16 protein-coding genes and 4 tRNA genes are annotated in these 19,062 nt (G+C 45.3%); 15 read left to right on the forward strand and 5 right to left on the reverse strand.

Features of this window, described 5'->3' with window-relative positions; all coding sequences use genetic code 11:
* Positions 1 to 75 precede the first annotated feature (75 nt).
* From A6049_RS23865 to glmS, 12 genes are all read left to right on the forward strand, one after another.
* Positions 76 to 150: transfer RNA gene (locus A6049_RS23865), tRNA-Gly, on the forward strand.
* 20 nt (positions 151 to 170) lie between these two features.
* Positions 171 to 247: transfer RNA gene (locus A6049_RS23870), tRNA-Arg, on the forward strand.
* Positions 248 to 263: 16 nt separating this feature from the next.
* Positions 264 to 337: transfer RNA gene (locus A6049_RS23875), tRNA-Pro, on the forward strand.
* Positions 338 to 346: 9 nt separating this feature from the next.
* Positions 347 to 417: transfer RNA gene (locus tag A6049_RS23880), tRNA-Gly, on the forward strand.
* Positions 418 to 993: 576 nt separating this feature from the next.
* Positions 994 to 3,786, forward strand: a complete 2,793-nt coding sequence (gene ppc, locus A6049_RS23885) for a phosphoenolpyruvate carboxylase (protein ID WP_063567042.1) — start codon at positions 994 to 996, stop codon at positions 3,784 to 3,786.
* Between the two features lie 254 nt (positions 3,787 to 4,040).
* Entirely contained in the window at positions 4,041 to 4,607 is a 567-nt protein-coding gene (gene sigW / locus A6049_RS23890; RefSeq protein WP_017692117.1) for an RNA polymerase sigma factor SigW, read from the forward strand.
* A gap of 135 nt (positions 4,608 to 4,742) precedes the next feature.
* Positions 4,743 to 5,357 (forward strand): zf-HC2 domain-containing protein, encoded by a 615-nt coding sequence (locus A6049_RS23895; RefSeq protein WP_063567043.1) that lies wholly within the window; start codon positions 4,743 to 4,745, stop codon positions 5,355 to 5,357.
* 425 nt (positions 5,358 to 5,782) lie between these two features.
* The gene (gene cdaA, locus A6049_RS23900) at positions 5,783 to 6,622 is read left to right on the forward strand and encodes a diadenylate cyclase CdaA (protein ID WP_063567044.1); all 840 of its coding nucleotides are present in this window, start codon (positions 5,783 to 5,785) and stop codon (positions 6,620 to 6,622) included.
* Positions 6,615 to 8,096, forward strand: a complete 1,482-nt coding sequence (locus tag A6049_RS23905; protein ID WP_063567045.1) for a CdaR family protein — start codon at positions 6,615 to 6,617, stop codon at positions 8,094 to 8,096. Before cdaA ends, A6049_RS23905 begins: the two co-directional genes overlap by 8 nt.
* 73 nt (positions 8,097 to 8,169) lie before the next feature.
* Positions 8,170 to 9,510, forward strand: a complete 1,341-nt coding sequence (gene glmM, locus A6049_RS23910) for a phosphoglucosamine mutase (protein ID WP_063567046.1) — start codon at positions 8,170 to 8,172, stop codon at positions 9,508 to 9,510.
* A 315-nt stretch (positions 9,511 to 9,825) separates the two neighbouring features.
* Complete coding sequence (locus A6049_RS23915) at positions 9,826 to 10,008, forward strand: hypothetical protein (protein ID WP_063567047.1); 183 nt, start codon at positions 9,826 to 9,828, stop codon at positions 10,006 to 10,008.
* A gap of 244 nt (positions 10,009 to 10,252) precedes the next feature.
* On the forward strand, positions 10,253 to 12,085 hold the full coding sequence (glmS, locus tag A6049_RS23920) for a glutamine--fructose-6-phosphate transaminase (isomerizing) (protein ID WP_063567048.1): 1,833 nt from the start codon (positions 10,253 to 10,255) through the stop codon (positions 12,083 to 12,085).
* 366 nt (positions 12,086 to 12,451) lie between these two features.
* On the opposite strand, the gene A6049_RS23925 is transcribed toward glmS, so the two are convergent.
* Positions 12,452 to 13,102: a nitroreductase family protein gene (locus A6049_RS23925; RefSeq protein ID WP_063567049.1), complete on the reverse strand. Its 651-nt coding sequence runs from the start codon at positions 13,100 to 13,102 to the stop codon at positions 12,452 to 12,454.
* Positions 13,103 to 13,231: 129 nt separating this feature from the next.
* Here A6049_RS23925 and A6049_RS23930 point away from each other — a divergent pair, with 129 nt between their 5' ends.
* Positions 13,232 to 13,597 (forward strand): MerR family transcriptional regulator, encoded by a 366-nt coding sequence (locus A6049_RS23930; protein ID WP_063567050.1) that lies wholly within the window; start codon positions 13,232 to 13,234, stop codon positions 13,595 to 13,597.
* Between the two features lie 43 nt (positions 13,598 to 13,640).
* Here A6049_RS23930 and A6049_RS23935 read toward each other — a convergent pair whose 3' ends face one another.
* Both A6049_RS23935 and A6049_RS23940 read right to left on the reverse strand, forming a co-directional pair.
* Positions 13,641 to 14,315, reverse strand: coding sequence for a VOC family protein (locus tag A6049_RS23935; protein ID WP_063567051.1), 675 nt, complete (start codon positions 14,313 to 14,315; stop codon positions 13,641 to 13,643).
* Between the two features lie 22 nt (positions 14,316 to 14,337).
* Entirely contained in the window at positions 14,338 to 15,219 is an 882-nt protein-coding gene (locus A6049_RS23940) for a LysR family transcriptional regulator (RefSeq protein ID WP_063567052.1), read from the reverse strand.
* Between the two features lie 160 nt (positions 15,220 to 15,379).
* On the opposite strand from A6049_RS23940, the gene A6049_RS23945 reads away from it, so the two are divergent.
* On the forward strand, positions 15,380 to 16,573 hold the full coding sequence (locus A6049_RS23945; protein WP_063567053.1) for an MFS transporter: 1,194 nt from the start codon (positions 15,380 to 15,382) through the stop codon (positions 16,571 to 16,573).
* 65 nt (positions 16,574 to 16,638) lie between these two features.
* On the opposite strand, the gene A6049_RS23950 is transcribed toward A6049_RS23945, so the two are convergent.
* Complete coding sequence (locus A6049_RS23950; protein ID WP_063567054.1) at positions 16,639 to 17,643, reverse strand: helix-turn-helix transcriptional regulator; 1,005 nt, start codon at positions 17,641 to 17,643, stop codon at positions 16,639 to 16,641.
* An 88-nt stretch (positions 17,644 to 17,731) separates the two neighbouring features.
* On the opposite strand from A6049_RS23950, the gene A6049_RS23955 reads away from it, so the two are divergent.
* Positions 17,732 to 18,175 carry a VOC family protein gene (locus A6049_RS23955; RefSeq protein WP_063567055.1) on the forward strand — a complete coding sequence of 148 codons (444 nt, stop codon included), beginning with the start codon at positions 17,732 to 17,734 and terminating at the stop codon, positions 18,173 to 18,175.
* 89 nt (positions 18,176 to 18,264) lie between these two features.
* Here the strand turns inward: A6049_RS23955 and A6049_RS23960 are convergent, their stop codons facing one another.
* Entirely contained in the window at positions 18,265 to 19,044 is a 780-nt protein-coding gene (locus A6049_RS23960) for a PHP domain-containing protein (protein WP_063567056.1), read from the reverse strand.
* Positions 19,045 to 19,062 lie beyond the last annotated feature (18 nt).

Genomic DNA, 19,062 nt, shown 5'->3' on the forward strand with positions numbered 1-19,062 from the left:
TTGGCAGACGCACTAGACTTAGGATCTAGCGTTTCACGACGTGGGGGTTCAAGTCCCTCCACGCGCATAGGTTTTGCGGACGTGGCTCAGCGGTAGAGCATCGCCTTGCCAAGGCGAGGGTCGTGGGTTCGATTCCCATCGTCCGCTCCAATCTTTTTAAAGTTTTATATGCGCCCTTAGCTCAGCTGGATAGAGCGTTTGACTACGAATCAAAAGGCCGGGAGTTCGAATCTCTCAGGGCGCGCCATTATTTTCATAAGTATCGGGATGTAGCTCAGCTTGGTAGAGCACCTGGTTTGGGACCAGGGGGTCGCATGTTCAAATCGTGTCATCCCGATTTTTACATGCGGGTGTAGTTCAATGGTAGAACTTTAGCCTTCCAAGCTAATAGCGTGGGTTCGATTCCCATCACCCGCTTCATGTTTCATTGGAAAGTCTCTGTATATACAGGGACTTTTCTTTTATTTATAGAAACAACATCTCATTATAATACCAATCTCCTCTATATTCGTTTGATAAGTGAAAAAATACCTCCGAACTCCTTCATTAAATTCTGCTAAAAGAATCAAAAAATTATAAATACACTCTTTAATTTATTGCGTCACTGTGATAAAGTATACAAAAGCTTGCTTTGCCGGTCATGTTTCTTTATGTTTCGTCTGGTTTGTAACAATGGAAATCATGCAGATACGAATCGATTCAGGTACAACGAACATTCCCAGTCTAACTGTATATTTATGAAAAATTTAGAATAGGTATGAGTTATTCGAGTAATGAAAAGTACGTGAAAAAGGTATCATGCGACAGCATTTGACCATTAATCGAAGCAGAACAAGAAAATGAATAATAAAGCGTGTTTTTGTGCTGTAAATCAGGGTAAATCCCCATTTTTACTAGTAGAAAAATAAAGATTTTCGTACCATTTTATTGTATGATGTTATGAAGGTGTCAAATTTACGTGTACGAATGGAACGATCAGATGGGAGGATAAGCATGACTGAAACTATGGTAACCGCCAGCAAAAGCCAATCCAACAACCTGCTTCGGCGAGACGTGCGGTTCCTGGGCAATATACTCGGAGAAGTTCTTGTCCATCAAGGAGGCACGGAGCTTCTAGATATCGTTGAGAAGATTCGGGAAACGAGCAAATCGTTGCGTGCAGAGTTCTTGCCAGAACTTTATGCAGAGTTCAAAACGATGATCCAGGAATTAGACTCGGAAAATCGCCATCAGGTGATTCGAGCTTTTGCGATTTATTTTCAATTAGTTAACATTGCTGAACAAAACCATCGGATCCGGCGTAAACGGGATTATGAACGTTCTGCAGGGGACGCTGTGCAGCCAGGATCGATTGAAAAAGCAGTACAAGATCTGAAGGAACGCGGACTGTCTCACACGGAAGTAGAGGATATTCTAGACGAGTTATCGCTGGAATTGGTGATGACAGCTCATCCAACCGAAGCCATGCGTCGGGTTATACTGGACATCCACAAACGGATATCCGAAGATGTCATGTCACTTGATAATCCTACGCTGACGTTGCGTGAACGTGAACAGTTGCGGGAGAAGCTGCTGAACGAAGTCATTACTCTATGGCAGACTGATGAGCTTCGTGACCGTAAACCGACTGTGCTTGATGAAGTACGGAACGGAATGTATTACTTTCATGAAACGTTGTTCCATGTACTTCCGGATGTATACCAGGAGCTTGAACGCTGCCTGAATAAATTTTATCCTGACCATGACTGGCATGTGCCGACGTATTTGCGGTTCGGTTCCTGGATCGGTGGAGACCGGGATGGAAATCCTTCGGTAACTTCAGATGTAACATGGCAGACACTGTTGATGCAGCGTAAGCTCGCTTTACGTGAGTATCAACGGATTATGATTGAACTTATGGGACATCTCAGCTTCAGTACGAACATCATCCACGTATCGGATGAGCTGGTACAGTCGATTGAGCAAGACCGTAGTTGTGTAACATTGAAAAAAGTGGATATGTGGCGGAATGAAAAAGAGCCATATCGTATTAAATTGGCATATATGATTGCCAAGCTGAACAATGTCCTGGATGAGAACAAAGTAGGACAGCCTAATCGCTATGACAGCGCTCAAGGACTGATGGATGATCTGATGATTATCGATCGCAGCCTTCGTCATCACTTTGCAGACTATGTAGCGGATACGACCATTCGCAAAATGATTCGTCAAGTGGAGTTGTTCGGTTTCCATACAGCTGCATTGGATGTGCGTCAGCACAGCAAAGAGCATGAAAATGCGATGTCAGAGATTTTGGCCAAGATGAACATCGTAGAAGATTATGCTCGTTTGACGGAAGATGGCAAAATCGATTTGCTGGCTCGTTTGCTGGATGATCCTCGTCCGTTGACTTCCCCTTATCACCAATACACAGAGGGGACCAAAGAGTGTCTGGACGTATTCCGTACGATCAAGCGTGCTCAGAGCGAGTTTGGGGCCGGTTGTATCACAAGCTATCTGATTAGTATGACCCAAGGGGCAAGTGACCTGCTTGAGGTTATGGTATTTGCTAAAGAAGTAGGTTTGTTCCGCAAAGAACATAACGGTGAAGTGGTATCTACGCTTCAAGCGGTTCCATTGTTTGAAACGATTGATGATCTTCATGCCGCTTCGGAAATTATGGAGAAGCTGTTCAACCTTCCGGTATATCGCGCAAGTGTGAGTGGACGGAATGAACTGCATGAAATCATGTTGGGTTACTCGGACAGCAACAAGGATGGCGGAGTGGTTACAGCCAACTGGGAGTTGCGCGTGGCGATGAATGCTATCACTGCTGTTGGTAATAAACACGGCGTTAAGCTGAAGTTCTTCCATGGTAGAGGTGGGGCGCTCGGACGTGGAGGCATGCCTCTCAACCGCAGTATTCTTGCTCAACCACCACACACCATTGGTGGAGGAATCAAGATTACAGAGCAGGGTGAGGTTATCTCTTCCCGTTATTCCCTTCAGGGCATTGCATACCGCAGTCTTGAGCAGGCTACATCGGCTTTGATTACAGCTGCACTAAACGGTCTGGAGCCGCAAGAGTCGGAATCAGAGCGTCAGTGGGACAGCATCATCAAAGATATTTCCGAAGTATCTCTGACGAAATACCAGGATCTCATTTTCCGTGATCCAGACTTCTTTACTTTCTTCAAGGAATCGACACCGCTACCTGAGGTTGGGGAACTGAATATTGGTTCACGTCCATCCAAACGGAAAAACAGCGACAAGTTCGAGGATCTGAGAGCGATTCCTTGGGTATTTGCCTGGACCCAAAGTCGTTATCTGCTTCCCGCATGGTATGCGGCAGGAACGGGACTGCAAAGTTACTATCAGGATAAAGAAGAAAATCTGGTTGTCCTGAAAGAAATGTATGAAAACTTCCCATTCTTCCGTACACTAATTGATACGGTGCAGATGGCTGTTGCCAAAGCGGATCTAGTCATTGCGAAGGAATACTCGGCTATGACTTCCAATGAGGAAGCACGTGATCGCATCTATGGTCAGATTGAATCGGAATTCAAGCTCACCAAAGAGCTGATTCTGAAAATTACCGGAGAAGCTGAAATTCTGGATGATGTACCGGTGATTCAAGAGTCGATCCGACTTCGTAATCCGTATGTCGATCCTTTGTCCTACATGCAGGTCCAACTACTGAGTGAGCTCAGAGATATGCGTGAGCGTGGCGAGGATGACACAGAGTTACTGCGTGAAGTGTTGCTTACGATTAACGGCATTGCAGCAGGACTTCGGAATACGGGTTGATCGTTAATCTGCTTAAAATATATGAAGTGAATTTTCCAGCCGTATAGATAGTAAAAGCTTAATTCTTTCCTCAGCTTGAGTGAGAGATGAAACGGGACTCCTTCGGGAGTTCCCGTTTTTACTGTTTTTGGCGGATATTTTCCGGCACAGTCTTGATTTTTGACCAAAGTTGATTTACGATTTGATTGGTGAATTACAAGTGTGGACGGGTATCAGAAGGCGGAAGACCCATCAGCATGTCTGGGGGAATAAGGGTGGACAATTTGGAGAACAGGCTTGTTAAGCTGGTACTGAAGGGTGACCAGCGGGCCTTTGCAGAAATCGTTGAATTATACAAGGACAAGCTGTTTCATCTGGCATACCGGATGCTGAACAATCGTCATGAAGCCGAAGACGTTGTACAGGAGACGTTTTTGCGTGTGTTTCGCAATATGGAGAAGTATGATCCGAACCAGAAGTTCTCAACCTGGATATACCGGATTGCAACCAATCTGTGTATTGACCGCTTACGGCGCAAGAAACCTTCTTATTCATTGGATGCAGAACTGAATGATCAGGAAGGGTCTGATGGTTATGCGATGCTTCCAAGCGATGATCGTACACCAGAAAGTGAAGCACTTTTGTCTGAAACACAGACACTAATCCGTGAAGCGATTGACAGTTTGCCGGCCAAGTATAAATCAGTCATGATTTTGAGATATTTACAGGACTTGTCGCTACAGGAAATCAGTGATGTGACAGGTATGCCCGTAACAACGATTAAGACTCGTGTTCATCGTGGGCGTGATTTTTTGCGTAAAAAACTGGAGTATAAGTTGTAAATGTAAACCGTCTTTTATTTGGGCGAATTTATTTGAAACATATCCGAAACGGATACGTATGTAATGTATGCAAGTCTTATGCGTGCTTTTTGGCGATGCAAGGACTAAGTGATCTAAGAAAGGATTGGCTCTCATATGGATTGCAACTCGGCCGTCTCTTTAATGCATGAATGTTTGGATGAGTCGTTGTCCCCGGCCCAGAAGGTTGAACTGAAAAGTCACCTTGTGACCTGTCCGGATTGTCGCATGCGCTTTAAAGAGTTGGAACAGACGGAAATGCTACTCTTTGCCATGAAACACTATTCACCGTCTGCCTCGGATGAGCTGACCAATCGAATTATGAATGCTCTGCCCCAGCCCAAGAGACAGCAAATATGGCTCAAATGGGTCAAAGGACATCCCGCGCTGACGGCGGCAGCCTTCTTTTTGGTCGTGATGCTCTTTAGCGCCTGGAATTTCTGGAATCAGAATAACGAAATGGTCGTTAAGGGAAATAATCTGGACCAGATCGTGATTGAAGGAAACACGGTTATTGTTCCGGAGGGCAAGTCCATTGCTGGCGATCTTACGATAGAGAATGGAACTGCTCAGGTATACGGTGATGTAAATGGCAATCTGACGGTCATCGACGGACAGTTGTATCAGGCTTCAACGGCACATATTTCCGGTCAGGTGAAAAGTATTGATCAGGCGCTGGACTGGTTCTGGTACAAAATAACCAATATGGTAAATGAAGTGGCTTACCGCTAAATCAGGGTAGATTCTTCAATGGTATATACCAAGCAGGGTACCTCCAGATTGCTGGGGTACTCTTTTTTTATCTAATGACTTTGTAATTTATGGGATTTGTGTTGTTTCTGCGCAGTTTGTGACTCCCGTAACTTGCAACCTGAACGTTAACGTTATAACCTAGATACTAAAGAGAACATACTACTACATATAGATAAGCTTTTTGCATAAATCCAAAGAGCGTCTTTCAATCCGCAAAATATAGATCGAAATAATTCTATTCGTCTATACGTTAGTTGGATCAGAGTGCTCCTTCCTGGCCAACTTTTGTACCTGAGAGTGAGCTTGAATGGATTATGCAAATGCGAGAAAAGGATTAATTAAATCCTAATGGGTTAATATGAGAGCAGGGTTTACTCATCAATGGGGATAGCGGGGGCTGGCTTATGAACTATTTTGCTGACTTAACGTGGAAAGAGTCCATTAAGGACGTTATCGATATATTGATCGTTACCTATATTATGTACAAATTGATTTTGCTTGTGCGGGGTACCCGTGCGGTTCAGCTGCTTAAAGGTATTCTGTTCCTTGTAGTGATCTGGGCACTAAGTACGTGGCTAAACCTCTATACGCTCAAATGGCTAATGAACCAGATGTTTACGTTTGGTGTCGTTGCGGTCTTTATTATCTTCCAACCGGAACTGCGCCGTGGTCTGGAGCAATTGGGTCGAGGCAAACTGTTTGGACGCTCGGCAGCAGCAAGTGATGAAGAATTAACGGTGTTAATTGGTGAGATTATTAAGTCCGTGAATTATTTGTCACGACGTAAAATAGGTGCACTGGTTGTATTCGAACGGGAAACGGGTCTGAACGATTACACAGAGTCCGGTATCCAGATGCAATCTCTGGTCAGCTCAGAGCTGATGATTAACATTTTTATTCCGAATACACCGCTCCATGATGGAGCCGTCATTATACAGGGCAAACAGATTTCGGCGGCAGCCTGTTATTTGCCTTTGTCCGAGAATCCGTTTATTAGCAAAGAGCTAGGAACGCGTCACCGTGCAGCAATCGGGATTACCGAGGTTGCGGATGCGATCTGTTTGGTTGTTTCGGAGGAGACAGGACAAGTGTCGCTTGCGATGAATGGACAGGTTGTTCGTGATATTAAGGAAGAATCGCTGATTGCCAAACTGTACGAAGAACTGCGTCCAACATCCAATCTGACTAAAAAGAATGGTTGGACTACCTTCTGGAAACGGAAGGGGGGACGTAAAAATGGATAAATGGTTCAATAACAACAATTTTGCCAAGATTCTCGCTTTAGCGGTGAGTTTGTTGCTCTGGTTCATGATACATCTGGATGAAGTACCAACTACGCCAACAATCTCGACCGGGACAACGAATAAGGTTGTGGAGCGCACTGTGCCTGTTCAGCCTTATGGACTCGACAGCAACTCCTATGTACTTACTTCATTAAGTACGGATGAGGTCCGTCTGGAGATTAAAGGGCAGCGTTCGATGTTAACTTCGATTTTTACGAATGATGATTATAAAGTGCTAGTGGATCTTAGTCAGGTGAAGGATGGGTCCAATACACTGCCATTGGTGCCTGATCTGCCTTCCGGGGTTGAGGTAGTCAGCATGGAGCCTTCCATGGTTACGGTCAACGTGGAAAAATTGGGCACCAAATCCTTCGATGTGAATATTGTACCCGAAGGAGAACCATCCGCCGGATATAACGCTGGAACGCCCGTTGTTGAACCTTCAGGTCCAGTTAAGGTAACTCTGCCGGAAGGGCAGCTTGACGCCGTAGAGAAGGTTCAGGGCAGTGTGAGCGTGAAGGATGCGAAGGATGACGTGACGCAGAAAAAAGTGAAGCTTCAGGCATATGATGCCGAAGGCAAGGTCATTGAAAATGCGATTGTTACACCAGAAACCGTAGAAGTCCGTATTCCTGTCAGTCAGCCCTATACAACTGTGCCCTTAAGAATCAAATATTCGGGACAGCTGCCTGAGGGAATGGTGCTCTCCACGGTTGAGCCAAGCGTGAAAGAAGTCTCGGTTTACGGCACAGAGGATGCGCTTGCGGGTATACAGTCCTACGACCAAGTAACCCTTGATCTCACACAGTTCGATGAGGCAGGGACGTCGACAGTTAACGTGGACTTGACGCCGCCGCCCGGTTTTGAGAAAATCGAGCCTAGTTCGATTCAGCTTAAGGTGACGGTATCGCCTTATGATGAGCTTCAGGAGACGACCAAAGTCTTTCCGAACGTACCCATTACGCTTACTGGCGCGGGAAACGGGCTGGAAGGGACACTGGTTACTCCCAAAAGTGGCGGCTTGAATATTACGCTTAGAGGTTCTTCAACGATGCTTGAAGGTCTAAGTAGCGATGATATCAAATTGACTGCGGATCTTGCTGGACTTGCGGTAGGTACGCATGAAATAAAGCTTGAGGCTGACTTGCCTCGGTTTGCCAAACTGGATGAATCATCAGTTGATCTGAGCGCTACCGTCAAAATTAGCGAAAAGTCTGATGATACGACGGTTGCTCCTGGCGAAGATCCGAATGATGAAGGGACGGTGGGGCCTGATCCTTCACCAGCCGAAGTCGAGAATGGGGATACCGAAACTGCTCCTGGAGAAGAAGAAACAGAATCGAATACGGACAATCAGGAGCAGAGCCAGCAGGGGAATACCAGTCGAGGTAATTCCAATAACAGTGGTAGCAGTAATAGTGGCTCCAATCCGTAAAAAAAATGTTCAGATTAGAATTTTAAAAATAACGTTTATGCTCTTATATGATGCGAATAGAAGGAGTTAGATCATGGGGAAATATTTTGGTACAGACGGCGTAAGAGGTGTTGCCAATAAAGAGTTAACGGCGGAGCTGGCTTACAGCATCGGACGTTGTGGTGGTTATGTACTTGCTGGTGGTGTGGAAAGACCAAAAGTGGTTATCGGTATGGATACCCGAATCTCGGGGCTTATGCTGGAATCCGCACTGGTTGCAGGTTTGCTGTCCATTGGCGCCGATGTAATTCGTCTGGGCGTTGTATCCACTCCTGGAGTGGCGTATATTGCTCGTCTGCTGAAAGCCGATGCAGGGGTAATGATCTCGGCTTCCCACAATCCGGTTGAGGATAACGGAATCAAATTTTTTGGGGGAGATGGCTTCAAACTGTCGGATGAGACGGAGAACCGGATCGAAGAATTGATGGATGCAGATACGGATCAATTGCCGCGCCCTGTGGGTGGTGGTTTGGGAACCGTAATTGTGGATGAAGAATCCCGTTATCGCTATTTGGACTACCTGAAAACAACGGTAAATGAATCGTTCTCAGGACTCAAAATTGTTCTGGACTGTGCTAATGGAGCAGCTTATGAGCTGGCACCCAAATTATTCAGAGAACTTGGTGCAGAAGTCATTGCCATTGGCGCTGAGCCTAACGGCCTGAATATCAATGAGCAATGCGGATCAACTCACCCGGAGCATTTGAAACAAGAGGTGCTGAAACATAATGCGGATCTGGGCCTTGCTTTTGACGGGGATGCGGATCGACTGATCGCTATTGATGAGACAGGCGCTGAGGTTGATGGTGACTTCATTCTGTGCATCTGTGGTGATGCGATGAATCGTGCAGGCAAGCTGAAAGACAGTACCGTGGTATCTACCGTAATGAGTAACATCGGATTCTACAAAGCAACGGAGAAACTGGCACTGAAAACAGCAAAGACTGCCGTGGGTGACCGTTATGTGATGGAAGAAATGCGCCGTGGGGGTTATAACCTGGGTGGAGAGCAGTCCGGTCATGTTATTTTCCTGGATTACAATACAACAGGCGACGGCATGCTGACAGCGATTCAGCTCGTGGACACGATGAAAGCTTCCGGTAAAAAACTGAGTGAACTTAAGGCGCTGATGACCCAGTATCCACAAGTATTGGTGAACGTTCGCGTTGAAGATAAGAGCAAATACGAGGGCAATTCGGCGATTGAGCAAGCTATTGCTACAGTCGAGCAGCATCTGGGTGATAATGGACGTGTACTCGTTCGTGCGTCCGGGACTGAATCCTTGATCCGCGTTATGGCGGAAGGACCAGATAAGGATGAACTTGAACAATTCGTATCTCAAATTGCAGATGTTGTGCAAAAAGAACTGGTATAGGACCTGATCTATAGGCCTTCCAAACACGGTTGTATCAAGGGAATCACTGTCTCATAAGGTTTAATCTAACAGGGTTTATGCCATACAAACCCATATTCCTACGTCCCGGCCTAGTGAGACCATGGGTCTGTTTAACCGGTCGGGATTGTGGGTAAATATGCCGAAATTGTCACAGGTACTTTGCTCCATTGCAAAATGAACCTGACGTGCATATAATGAGTGGAGTCGTCATTCAGACACAGAAAGTGAGGATCGTAAGGTACTAGTTACACAAGCGCCAGAGCTTGAAGTTGCGCGGGAAGGATTTTGATCGGTATGAATCTTGAAATAATGAAGATGCTACTGAGCAAGATCGACGGCAATCAAGCTGACGAGGTGGAGGTGTTCGGATTGTTCGGCGGGGACCTCCCGGTGATGCACCAGAGCCGTGAACCGGATTGCGGAAAATGGATGGGTGACTGTCCACACAACGCGCCGGTAGGTGCAAGATTCAACTAAAATTCAAATGAATGTGCGCGAAGAGCGTGAACAGTGCGCGGACGGGAAAATGATGTACATTCATGATTGCATCTAATAACAGCTCATGACTGCGGAGCGGCAAGAGGCTGCTCTGATCATTGATAATTGAATAATTGAAAGTTTTCATGATACGTTAGGCAATCATTTTCATTTTTTCGATATGCCGTGCCAGCCTGTTTCTCTTCGTGACACAGTATTCATATACAATCGGAGGAAATAAACTATGTGCGGTATTGTTGGATATATTGGTAATAAGAACACTCAATCGGTATTGGTCGAAGGATTGAAGAAACTCGAGTATCGTGGTTATGATTCTGCAGGTATCGCGGTATTCACACCAGAAGGTCTGCAAATCACGAAAGCTCTTGGTCGTCTTGCGAATCTTGAAGCTAAGCTGGATGGTGCACCACTGGTAGGTAATGCCGGAATCGGACACACACGTTGGGCAACTCATGGTAAACCATCGGATGAGAACTCTCATCCACACACGGATGGAAGTCAGAAGTTCTCTGTTGTGCATAACGGTATTATTGAGAACTACCTGGATCTGAAGGACGAATTGATGGCTCAAGGTCACACGTTCACTTCCGAGACAGATACTGAGGTTATTTCTCACCTGATTGCGCGTGAATACAATGGTGATATCGTTAAAACAGTTCAAAAAGTGATCACGTTGTTGCGTGGCGCATTCGCACTGGGTGTATTGACAGAGCATGAGCCTGAGAAACTCGTAGCTGTGCGTCAAGCAAGCCCATTGATTATTGGTATTGGTGAAGGCGAGAACTTCATTGGTTCCGACATCCCGGCAATTCTGGAACATACACGTAACGTGTACATTCTGAATGATGGTGAAATGGCTGTATTGACACATGATGCTGTCGAATTGATGACGATTGAAGGTAACTTTATTTCTCGGGAAATGATTCGTGTCGATTGGGATGCTGTAACTGCAGAAAAAGGCGGATTCGAGCACTTCATGCTGAAAGAAATTCATGAGCAACCAAAAGCATATCGTGATACAATGCTGGGTCGCATCGATAATGAAAGCAAAAAGGTTCAACTTCCTGAGTTGAAAATGACTGAAGAACAAATCAAAAATATCCGTAACGTTCAAATCATCGCTTGTGGTACAGCGTACCATGCAGGTCTGGTTGGACGTACTGTAATCGAGCAACTGGTACGTATTCCGGTAGAAACAGATGTTGCTTCCGAATACCGTTATCGTTCCCCGATCGTAAGCAAAGATACACTTGTGATCGTGGTGAGCCAATCCGGTGAAACGGCTGATACACTTGCTGCACTGCGTGAAGCACAGTCAAATGGTGCACATGTACTCGCCATCACTAACGTTGTAGGTAGCTCCATTGCACGTGATGCGGACGATGTGATTGCAACACTGGCAGGACCGGAAATTGCAGTAGCTTCTACCAAAGCGTATACTTCGCAGTTGATCGCGTTCAACCTGCTGGGTCTGTACCTTGCACAAGTTCGTGGCACGCAAACAGCAGAAGAGATTGCTCACATGCTGGCAGCAATGCAAGCATTGCCTGAGCAAGTTGAATCCATGCTGGAGCAAGCGGAAGCTATTAAAGGATATGCAGAGCAAATCTCCAAACATGAACATCTCTTCTTCATCGGTCGCGGTCTGGATTATGCAGTAGCACAAGAAGGATCGTTGAAACTGAAAGAGATCTCTTATATTCACTCCGAAGCGTATGCTGCGGGTGAGTTGAAACATGGTACGCTCGCATTGATCGAGGACGGTATCCCTGTCATTGCTCTGGCAACGCAGGAGAACGTTTTGGAGAAAACCGTGAGCAACATCAAAGAAGTGAAAGCACGTGGCGCAGACGTACTGGCAATTACGTACGAAGAGCACGTAGCACCATTGCTGAAATCCGTTGACCAAGCGTTTGCAATTCCTAAGACGCTGCCATTGCTTAGCCCGGCTCTGTCCGTTGTAGCATTGCAATTGCTTGCATACTACGCTTCCCTGGCACTGGGTCACGATGTGGATAAACCACGTAACCTGGCTAAAAGCGTAACGGTAGAGTAAGGGATTGTTAAATTCTTATAATATTTAAGTTTAATTAAAAAGGGTCCTGATGACAGTTGTCATTAGGACCCTTTTTGTTATGAACCTTTCCATTATGAATCTAACGTTAAAATTCCTATGTCGAAATCAGTAGAGGGCACATTTATGAAATCCTTTGACTGAAGCAAAGTTTATAGGGTAAGCACTCTGGTTATAGGGGCCGAACAGAAATTTTATCTATTTTTCGAATGAAAGTAATGATTCTCTACACGATTAATTTCTAACTGGTAATACCCACGAGCAACAGGATAATTTGAAATGAGTTTAAAAATGATGCTCATAAATAGAGTTTTCCATTGTCATGTTTGTTTTAGAATTTACTATTGGTTACGCCCAAGTCGTAATCGTTTCAACTGGGAGACGATAGGAAGGGTAGCCATCTTTGGCTGCTTTACCTATGGAGATCAACATCACGGGCTGGAAACGCTCTTTATCTAGTCCGAAGGCTTCAGAGATCTGGTCTTTATCATAGCCGGCCATAGGGTTCGTATCATAGCCATGGGCACGGGCAACGAGCATGAGTTGCATGGATATGAGACCTGAGTCAATGAGATTAATATCACGTAGTTCGGATGCGTTTATGTTCGCATAATAAGGTTTTACCTGCTGCATTTGCATATCCATGATGTCTTGTGGCATGTATCCAAGTTCCACTGATTTATTGAAAATCTCTTCCATGTATTCAACGTTATTGGCATCGTAAAACACGGCAATGACAGCCGAGGACGTTAGTGCCTGTGTCTGGTTAAAAGAGGCTAGTGGTGCAAGCTTCTCTTTGCCTTCAGCACTGTCGATGACAAGAAAACGCCACGGTTGCATGTTAATCGCCGAAGGGGCACGTGAAGCTTTCGCCAGTATCTCGGTCATCTCCTGGCGGCTGATTTTGACTTCAGGGTCATAGACTTTAACGGAATGGCGCTCCAAGACGATGGTATCAAAATCATTTGTTTTGTTGAATTGGCCGGTAATTGTATTCATATGGATATCTCTCCTCATATCTAATATTGGTGAGAGTGGGTTATGGGATTACCTCAATTCGTCTCACTATGAGGATTGTAAACTATGAAGTATACTTTATAGCAAGAAAAAGAAACGAGGGCGATCCATATGAAAATTAGTGAAGTAGCCAAGAGTGTAAACCTTCCGATATCCACTATTCGTTATTATGAGAAGATAGGTATTATCACGGATGAACATATGCTGAGAGATCAAAATAACTATCGGATATATGCCGAGAGCATTATTCAGCATCTGGATGTAGTTAAACAATGTTTAGCTGTTGGTTTTACGATCCATGAGATCCAATCTATGATCTCTAAACAGGGATTTTCAAGTAATGAACAAGCGAGCATTATCCAAGCGAAAATAACAGAAATTGAAGATGCTCAGAAAAAATTAGAGAATTCCAAACAAAATCTGTACGATATTCTTAAGGCGGATATCACTTGTGAGGATGGTTTTGGTAAGTATTGAGTCGCACGTCCCTCTTGAGCTTTTCATTCAGTACACTCTAACATCAAATCGAAACAATGGAATACAGACCATCCTGTATACGTAGACTACCGGGTTGCCCCGTTGCAACCTTCACCTCAGTGGCAAAAACGCCGGGCATACGTCCGTCTGGGAACCAGGGCATCTCTTTATCGATTAGAATAAACATGCCTTCTGCGTCACCGATGGGGGCAAATTGCTTTCCGTCTCCGGCAAAGGGTTCAAGGTGATACTGTCCATTCATTTTGCTTATGGTACCGGGTACATCTTCGACAGGCAGGCCGATCTCGCTAATGCACAGCAGCTGCCTAGAATCAAAGGTTTCTTCGACTGCATTATCCAACGAATGGTGAGCGATGAACTCCATCAAATTACCACTCGGGTCATAGAAATAGAAAGCAGTAGCATCCCAGTAGGGGAAATAGAATTCATCTTTATCATCTTTAGAAAGCAAAGAGATGTTTCGATCTTGAACCCACTTCTTGGCTTCAGCGAGTTGGTTTGTCGGAATCGTATATGCGACATGGTAGAAGGGCTTTTCCTGGCCAGGAGCTTGCTGAAATGAAAGGACCGAATTTCCTGTGCGGAACGATACGGACGATGTACTCTCCTCCAGTAGCTCCAACTCCAATAACGTACCGTAAAACTGCTTCATTGCCTCCATTTGATGTGTGAACAAGTTAACCTCTTTTATTTGCATTCAAGTCACTCTCCCTCTGATCTTATCCTTGATTAAAATAATTAATGGTTTTCTCAATAAATGCTTTGGCAGATTGGGTCAGGTAACGGTCGGACCGATGAATGATCTCAAAGTGACGGTAAGGAGCATCGTCCGTGATTCGGATGATGCGTAATGTCGGTTCATTCATTGCCTTGATCAGTGGATAGGGCAGTATCGTACCGCCAACGTTAGCTTTGACCAGACTAATAATGGAGGTTGCCGAACTTGTCTCCATAATTGTATTCAAGGTGAAACCATATTTCCGGCAATAGCCATCAACCAGTTCTCTGCCTGTGAATCCTTCTGGGAACATTACGGTCTGAATATCGCGCAGTTCCTTAATTCCAATCTCATTTCGTTCAGCCCAAGCGTGGTTCTCCGAAACGACGAGTACGTATTCTTCGCTGCACAAAGGAATGCGGACAAGACGGTCATCTGAAATGGAAGTAAGCTCAATGCCGATGTCTACTTCGTTATCCAACACTTGATTCAATACATAAATCGAAGAAACAACCTTTAATTTCACCTTGGGAAAATGGGCATGAAAATTAACGAGCAATGGAGTAAGACGGTAGTCCAAATCGGACGGTAGGACACCAATCACCAGCTTGCCTCGCTGATCATTGCGGAATTCAGCTAATGCATCTTGGGTATTCTGTAAATGCCGAACCATTTGTACACAGTGCTCCAGAAATAGCGTTCCCGCCTGCGTCATCACAATCTTTTTGCCTACCCGGTCGAACAAGGGAACACCTAACTCATCCTCCAACGCTCGAATCTGTTGGCTCAAGGTAGGTTGAGAAATGCCGATTTTATCTGCAGCACGTGTGAAATGGAGTTCCTCACAAACGACGATAAAGTTCTCCATTTGACGGATTTCCATATGCTTCCCCTCTAATCATTGGTTTTTATAATCATTTTAATAGAAACTATTGTATTGTTCAATCATTATAATGCTTCTATACTAGTCTTGCACCACAAAAAGATCTACAGCCTGGATCATTAGTGAATGCAACTATATAACATACATGAGGTGATCTATAGTGAAACTGTTTTATATCGTTCTGGCGCTTATTCTGGCTTCATTGAATCTGCGACCACCCATTACATCCATTTCTCCCTTAATGAGTACCATACAAAGTGATCTGGGTATTAGCGGAATTGCAGCAAGTCTGTTAACTACGCTTCCCGTATTATGTATGGGTATATTCGCTCCATTTTCCGTAAAGCTAAGCAGGAGGTGGGGGAATGAAGGTGCGATCGTTTTGGCTTTAATCCTCATTGGAATAGGTACGGCATTGCGGTTGTTCGTGGGTGCAACGCCTCTGATGATGTTTACTTCATTTCTATCCGGTATTGGGATTGCATTGGCTGGTCCGTTGTTGTCCAGCTTTATCAAGCAGTACTTCCCTACACGAGTTGCTGCCATGGTGGGGATCTACTCTACAGCTATGGTCGTGGGGGCCAGCATTAGCGTTGGATTATCGGTTCCTCTTCAAAATCTCCTGGGGGGTTCGTGGAAGGGATCATCAGCGATGTGGGCATTGCTCGCCGTCATTGCTTTGCCGATCTGGATAAAATTAGCCTTGTCAGCACGAAAGGATCGACAATCGGGGCAGGTTTCAGCTGTGAATGTTGAAGCTCTTCCAGTGAAAAATATACGAGCATGGGTGCTGACAGTGTTCTTCGGACTGATGGCAGCAATCTTCTATTCATTGACTGCATGGCTTGCGCCTGCGATCCAGAGCCAGGGATATACGAAAGAGACTGCCGGCAGCATCCAAACTTTATTTACGTTAATTTCATTGCCGTCTACGTTATTCATTCCAATGCTCGTTCACCGTTACCAAAGACGTGTATTCTGGCTTGTTGGATGTGCGTTAATGGAGTTAATAGGCGTCTTAATGCTGAACCTGTCCGTCAGTCCTTGGCTGGCCGCGATCCCACTCGGCATTGGTGCCGGGGGACTATTCCCGATCGCTCTAATGTTGCCCATTGATGAGACGAATAACGCTCAGGAAGCCAGCGCTTGGTCAGCCATGACCCAATCGGGCGGTTACATTCTGGGCGCCCTCGGTCCACTGGCGATCGGCTGGCTCCATGATACCACGGGCAGTTTTGTCCAAGCGTTCTATGGTCTGGCTATAATCATCGTGCTGCAAATCATAGTTCAGTTGGCGATAGGCAATAAAAAAAGCTCTCCAGCGGTTCATGATAAATCAGAGTCCAGAGTTTGACGGAAAAAGAGTGATATCAATGTGCGATGAAGTCGTAAACATTAAGTGGTTATTGGTGGCGGTAGTTAAACATGGTCGAGTAAATCCACATAGTGCTGTCTTAAGGATTCCTTTAAGGTATCGGGCTCCATGATCTTGATGGACTTGCCAAAGTTTGCGAGATAGCGAATGATGAACTCAAGCTCATGGAATTCATACGACCCGACTAAATAGGCGTATCCAGTTTGTTCAGTATCAGTTCCAGATTCGTTAATGATCCGCATGGATGGAAACTGTTCTTGCAGGAACAGCTCAACCCCGGCTTCATTGATCAGACATTTGAATGGGATAGCGTTCTCTGATGGTTTCCATAACGAGTGGGCATCCTGTAGATTGAGTTCATTAATATGTGGTATAGGTTCGATATCTGTCGCCTCGGATGAGGTGATCCGGTCACATCGGAACACACGGTACGCCTGTTTATCGAGATCATACGCCTGACAATACCAGTAGCCTTTCATGGCATAGAGGGCGATTGGCTGAATGGTGCGTATGCTGGGCTTAGTTTTATCGGGATTTGAGCTGGTATCTGGGTTACTACTACTACTGCGAATATATTGATACGTAATCTGTATCACTATATTCTGTACAGCGGCCATTAATAGAAACTCCAAATGCTCACTATCCCGGATTTGCTCGGTGTGTCGAAAAGAGACCCGATGCTGGATTTGTTCAATATCCTGTCTCTGGTTTTCGGATAAGGCACTTAGAAACTTCTCGTGAATGGAACGAAAAGAGATCTGAAAGGGCAGGTTGGTAAAGCTGCGCAATGCCTGCATGGCAAAGTAGAGGGCATGAAGCTCACTTGTATTAAATGAAATGGGTGGCAGCTGCATTTGCTGAAGCAAACGATATCCCCCATAACGTCCATACTCGGCATAAATGGGAGCACCGATTTCCTCCAATGACGCGATGTCTCGTAATGCGGTTCTCTTGGATATCTGAAACTCCTGCATGAGATCTTGCAGGGTGAAGTGTTGTTTTTGATTGATAAAGCGCAGCATCTGGTTCATGCGTTCTGATTTTTTCATAAAAAAACCTCTCAATGGTGCCATGGATTGGCACCTTTTGTCGTTATAGTAAACAGTGTAATCCAATCACACGAAGGAGGCAATACAGATGAATTTTGAAGTGATCCCGTTTCTGTCGATGAATGGAGACGCTGCGGCAGCCATTGCTTTTTATGAGAAGTACCTGGGGGCTAATGTGTTGTTCAAGAAAAATTATAAAGAGATGAAGGAAATGAATCCGGGGTTTGAGTATCCTGAAGGGCAGGATGAATATATAACACATTCGGTACTCCAGATCGGGGTAAATAAATTGATGATTGCTGAGGAAGAAATGGATACGGGTCGACCGTGGCAGCAGGGAAACAGCACGTCATTATGCATTCAATCGAAAGATAAAAGTACGATGACGGAGCTGTATAATTCGCTGGTACAACATGAGCAGGTTAGGGTGTTGGTGCCTTATGAGCAAAACGAGTTTAGTCCGGGGTATGGAATCGTCCGTGATCCGTTCGGAATCGTGATTCAGCTTTGTGTGACGGTGCATGATTTTTAATTAGGTGAAAGTGAATCCGTAATGAGCCTGGAGGATGTATATCCTTTGGGCTCATTTTGAATTCTTTAGAAGTTGTGGTCTTCTTTTCCCTATACTTTTTGCAAACGGGTAGCTTCTAGCTTGGCAAGACGTTTCATCACTTTCTTCAGCATAACGGAGGCTTTGACACGGAGAGGAAGATCGTTGGATATTTCGATGCCGTACGTACCAGCGAGAATTTGCTCTTTGAGCTCGGCAACCGATGCACATGGACGATCCAGCACATTGAACACACTACCGTATTGCAGGCACTGGTGGGTATCGCTTCCGGCAGTGACGGGTTTACCGAGGGACTGGGCGAATGGTTCAACCTGACCGCGGCACGTCTCGATGCCGTATTGATACATATCCTTGGCGTTCAGATCAAAAGCGTCCAGACGTCCCAATAAATCACGATCGAGTTGATACAGCGGGGTGGACTCGCGGAAAGGGTGTGCGCCAATTTTGAGCAAAGGCCATGCTTCGGCCATATCCAACAGATTGGCAAAAGGAATGAATGAACCTTTGGCTGTATATTGCTCCAGGCCGCTGCGGACGGCAAGAATATGTTCTTTTTGACCCACCAGCAAAATATGTCCTGTCTCCTGAATATCCACTTCCATGCCGGGAAAAATGCGCAGTCCATCTGCATCGTAGTACTCCCCGTTGTATGGATAAAGACGATCCAGCGTCTCATAGACCTCGTAGAAGTTGCGGGTGTTAAAATGTTCGGTAAGCGCAAGGGCTTCGAGCCCGCTGGCTATGGCTTCGTTGACCATTTCGGTGAAGTAATCGACCGAGAAATCAGAGTTTTTGGATAATTTGCCGTGTGTATGAAGATCAATGCGCATAGAAGACACTCCTTTATT

Source organism: Paenibacillus sp. O199, from assembly GCF_001636635.1.
GTDB lineage: Bacteria > Bacillota > Bacilli > Paenibacillales > Paenibacillaceae > Paenibacillus > Paenibacillus marchantiae.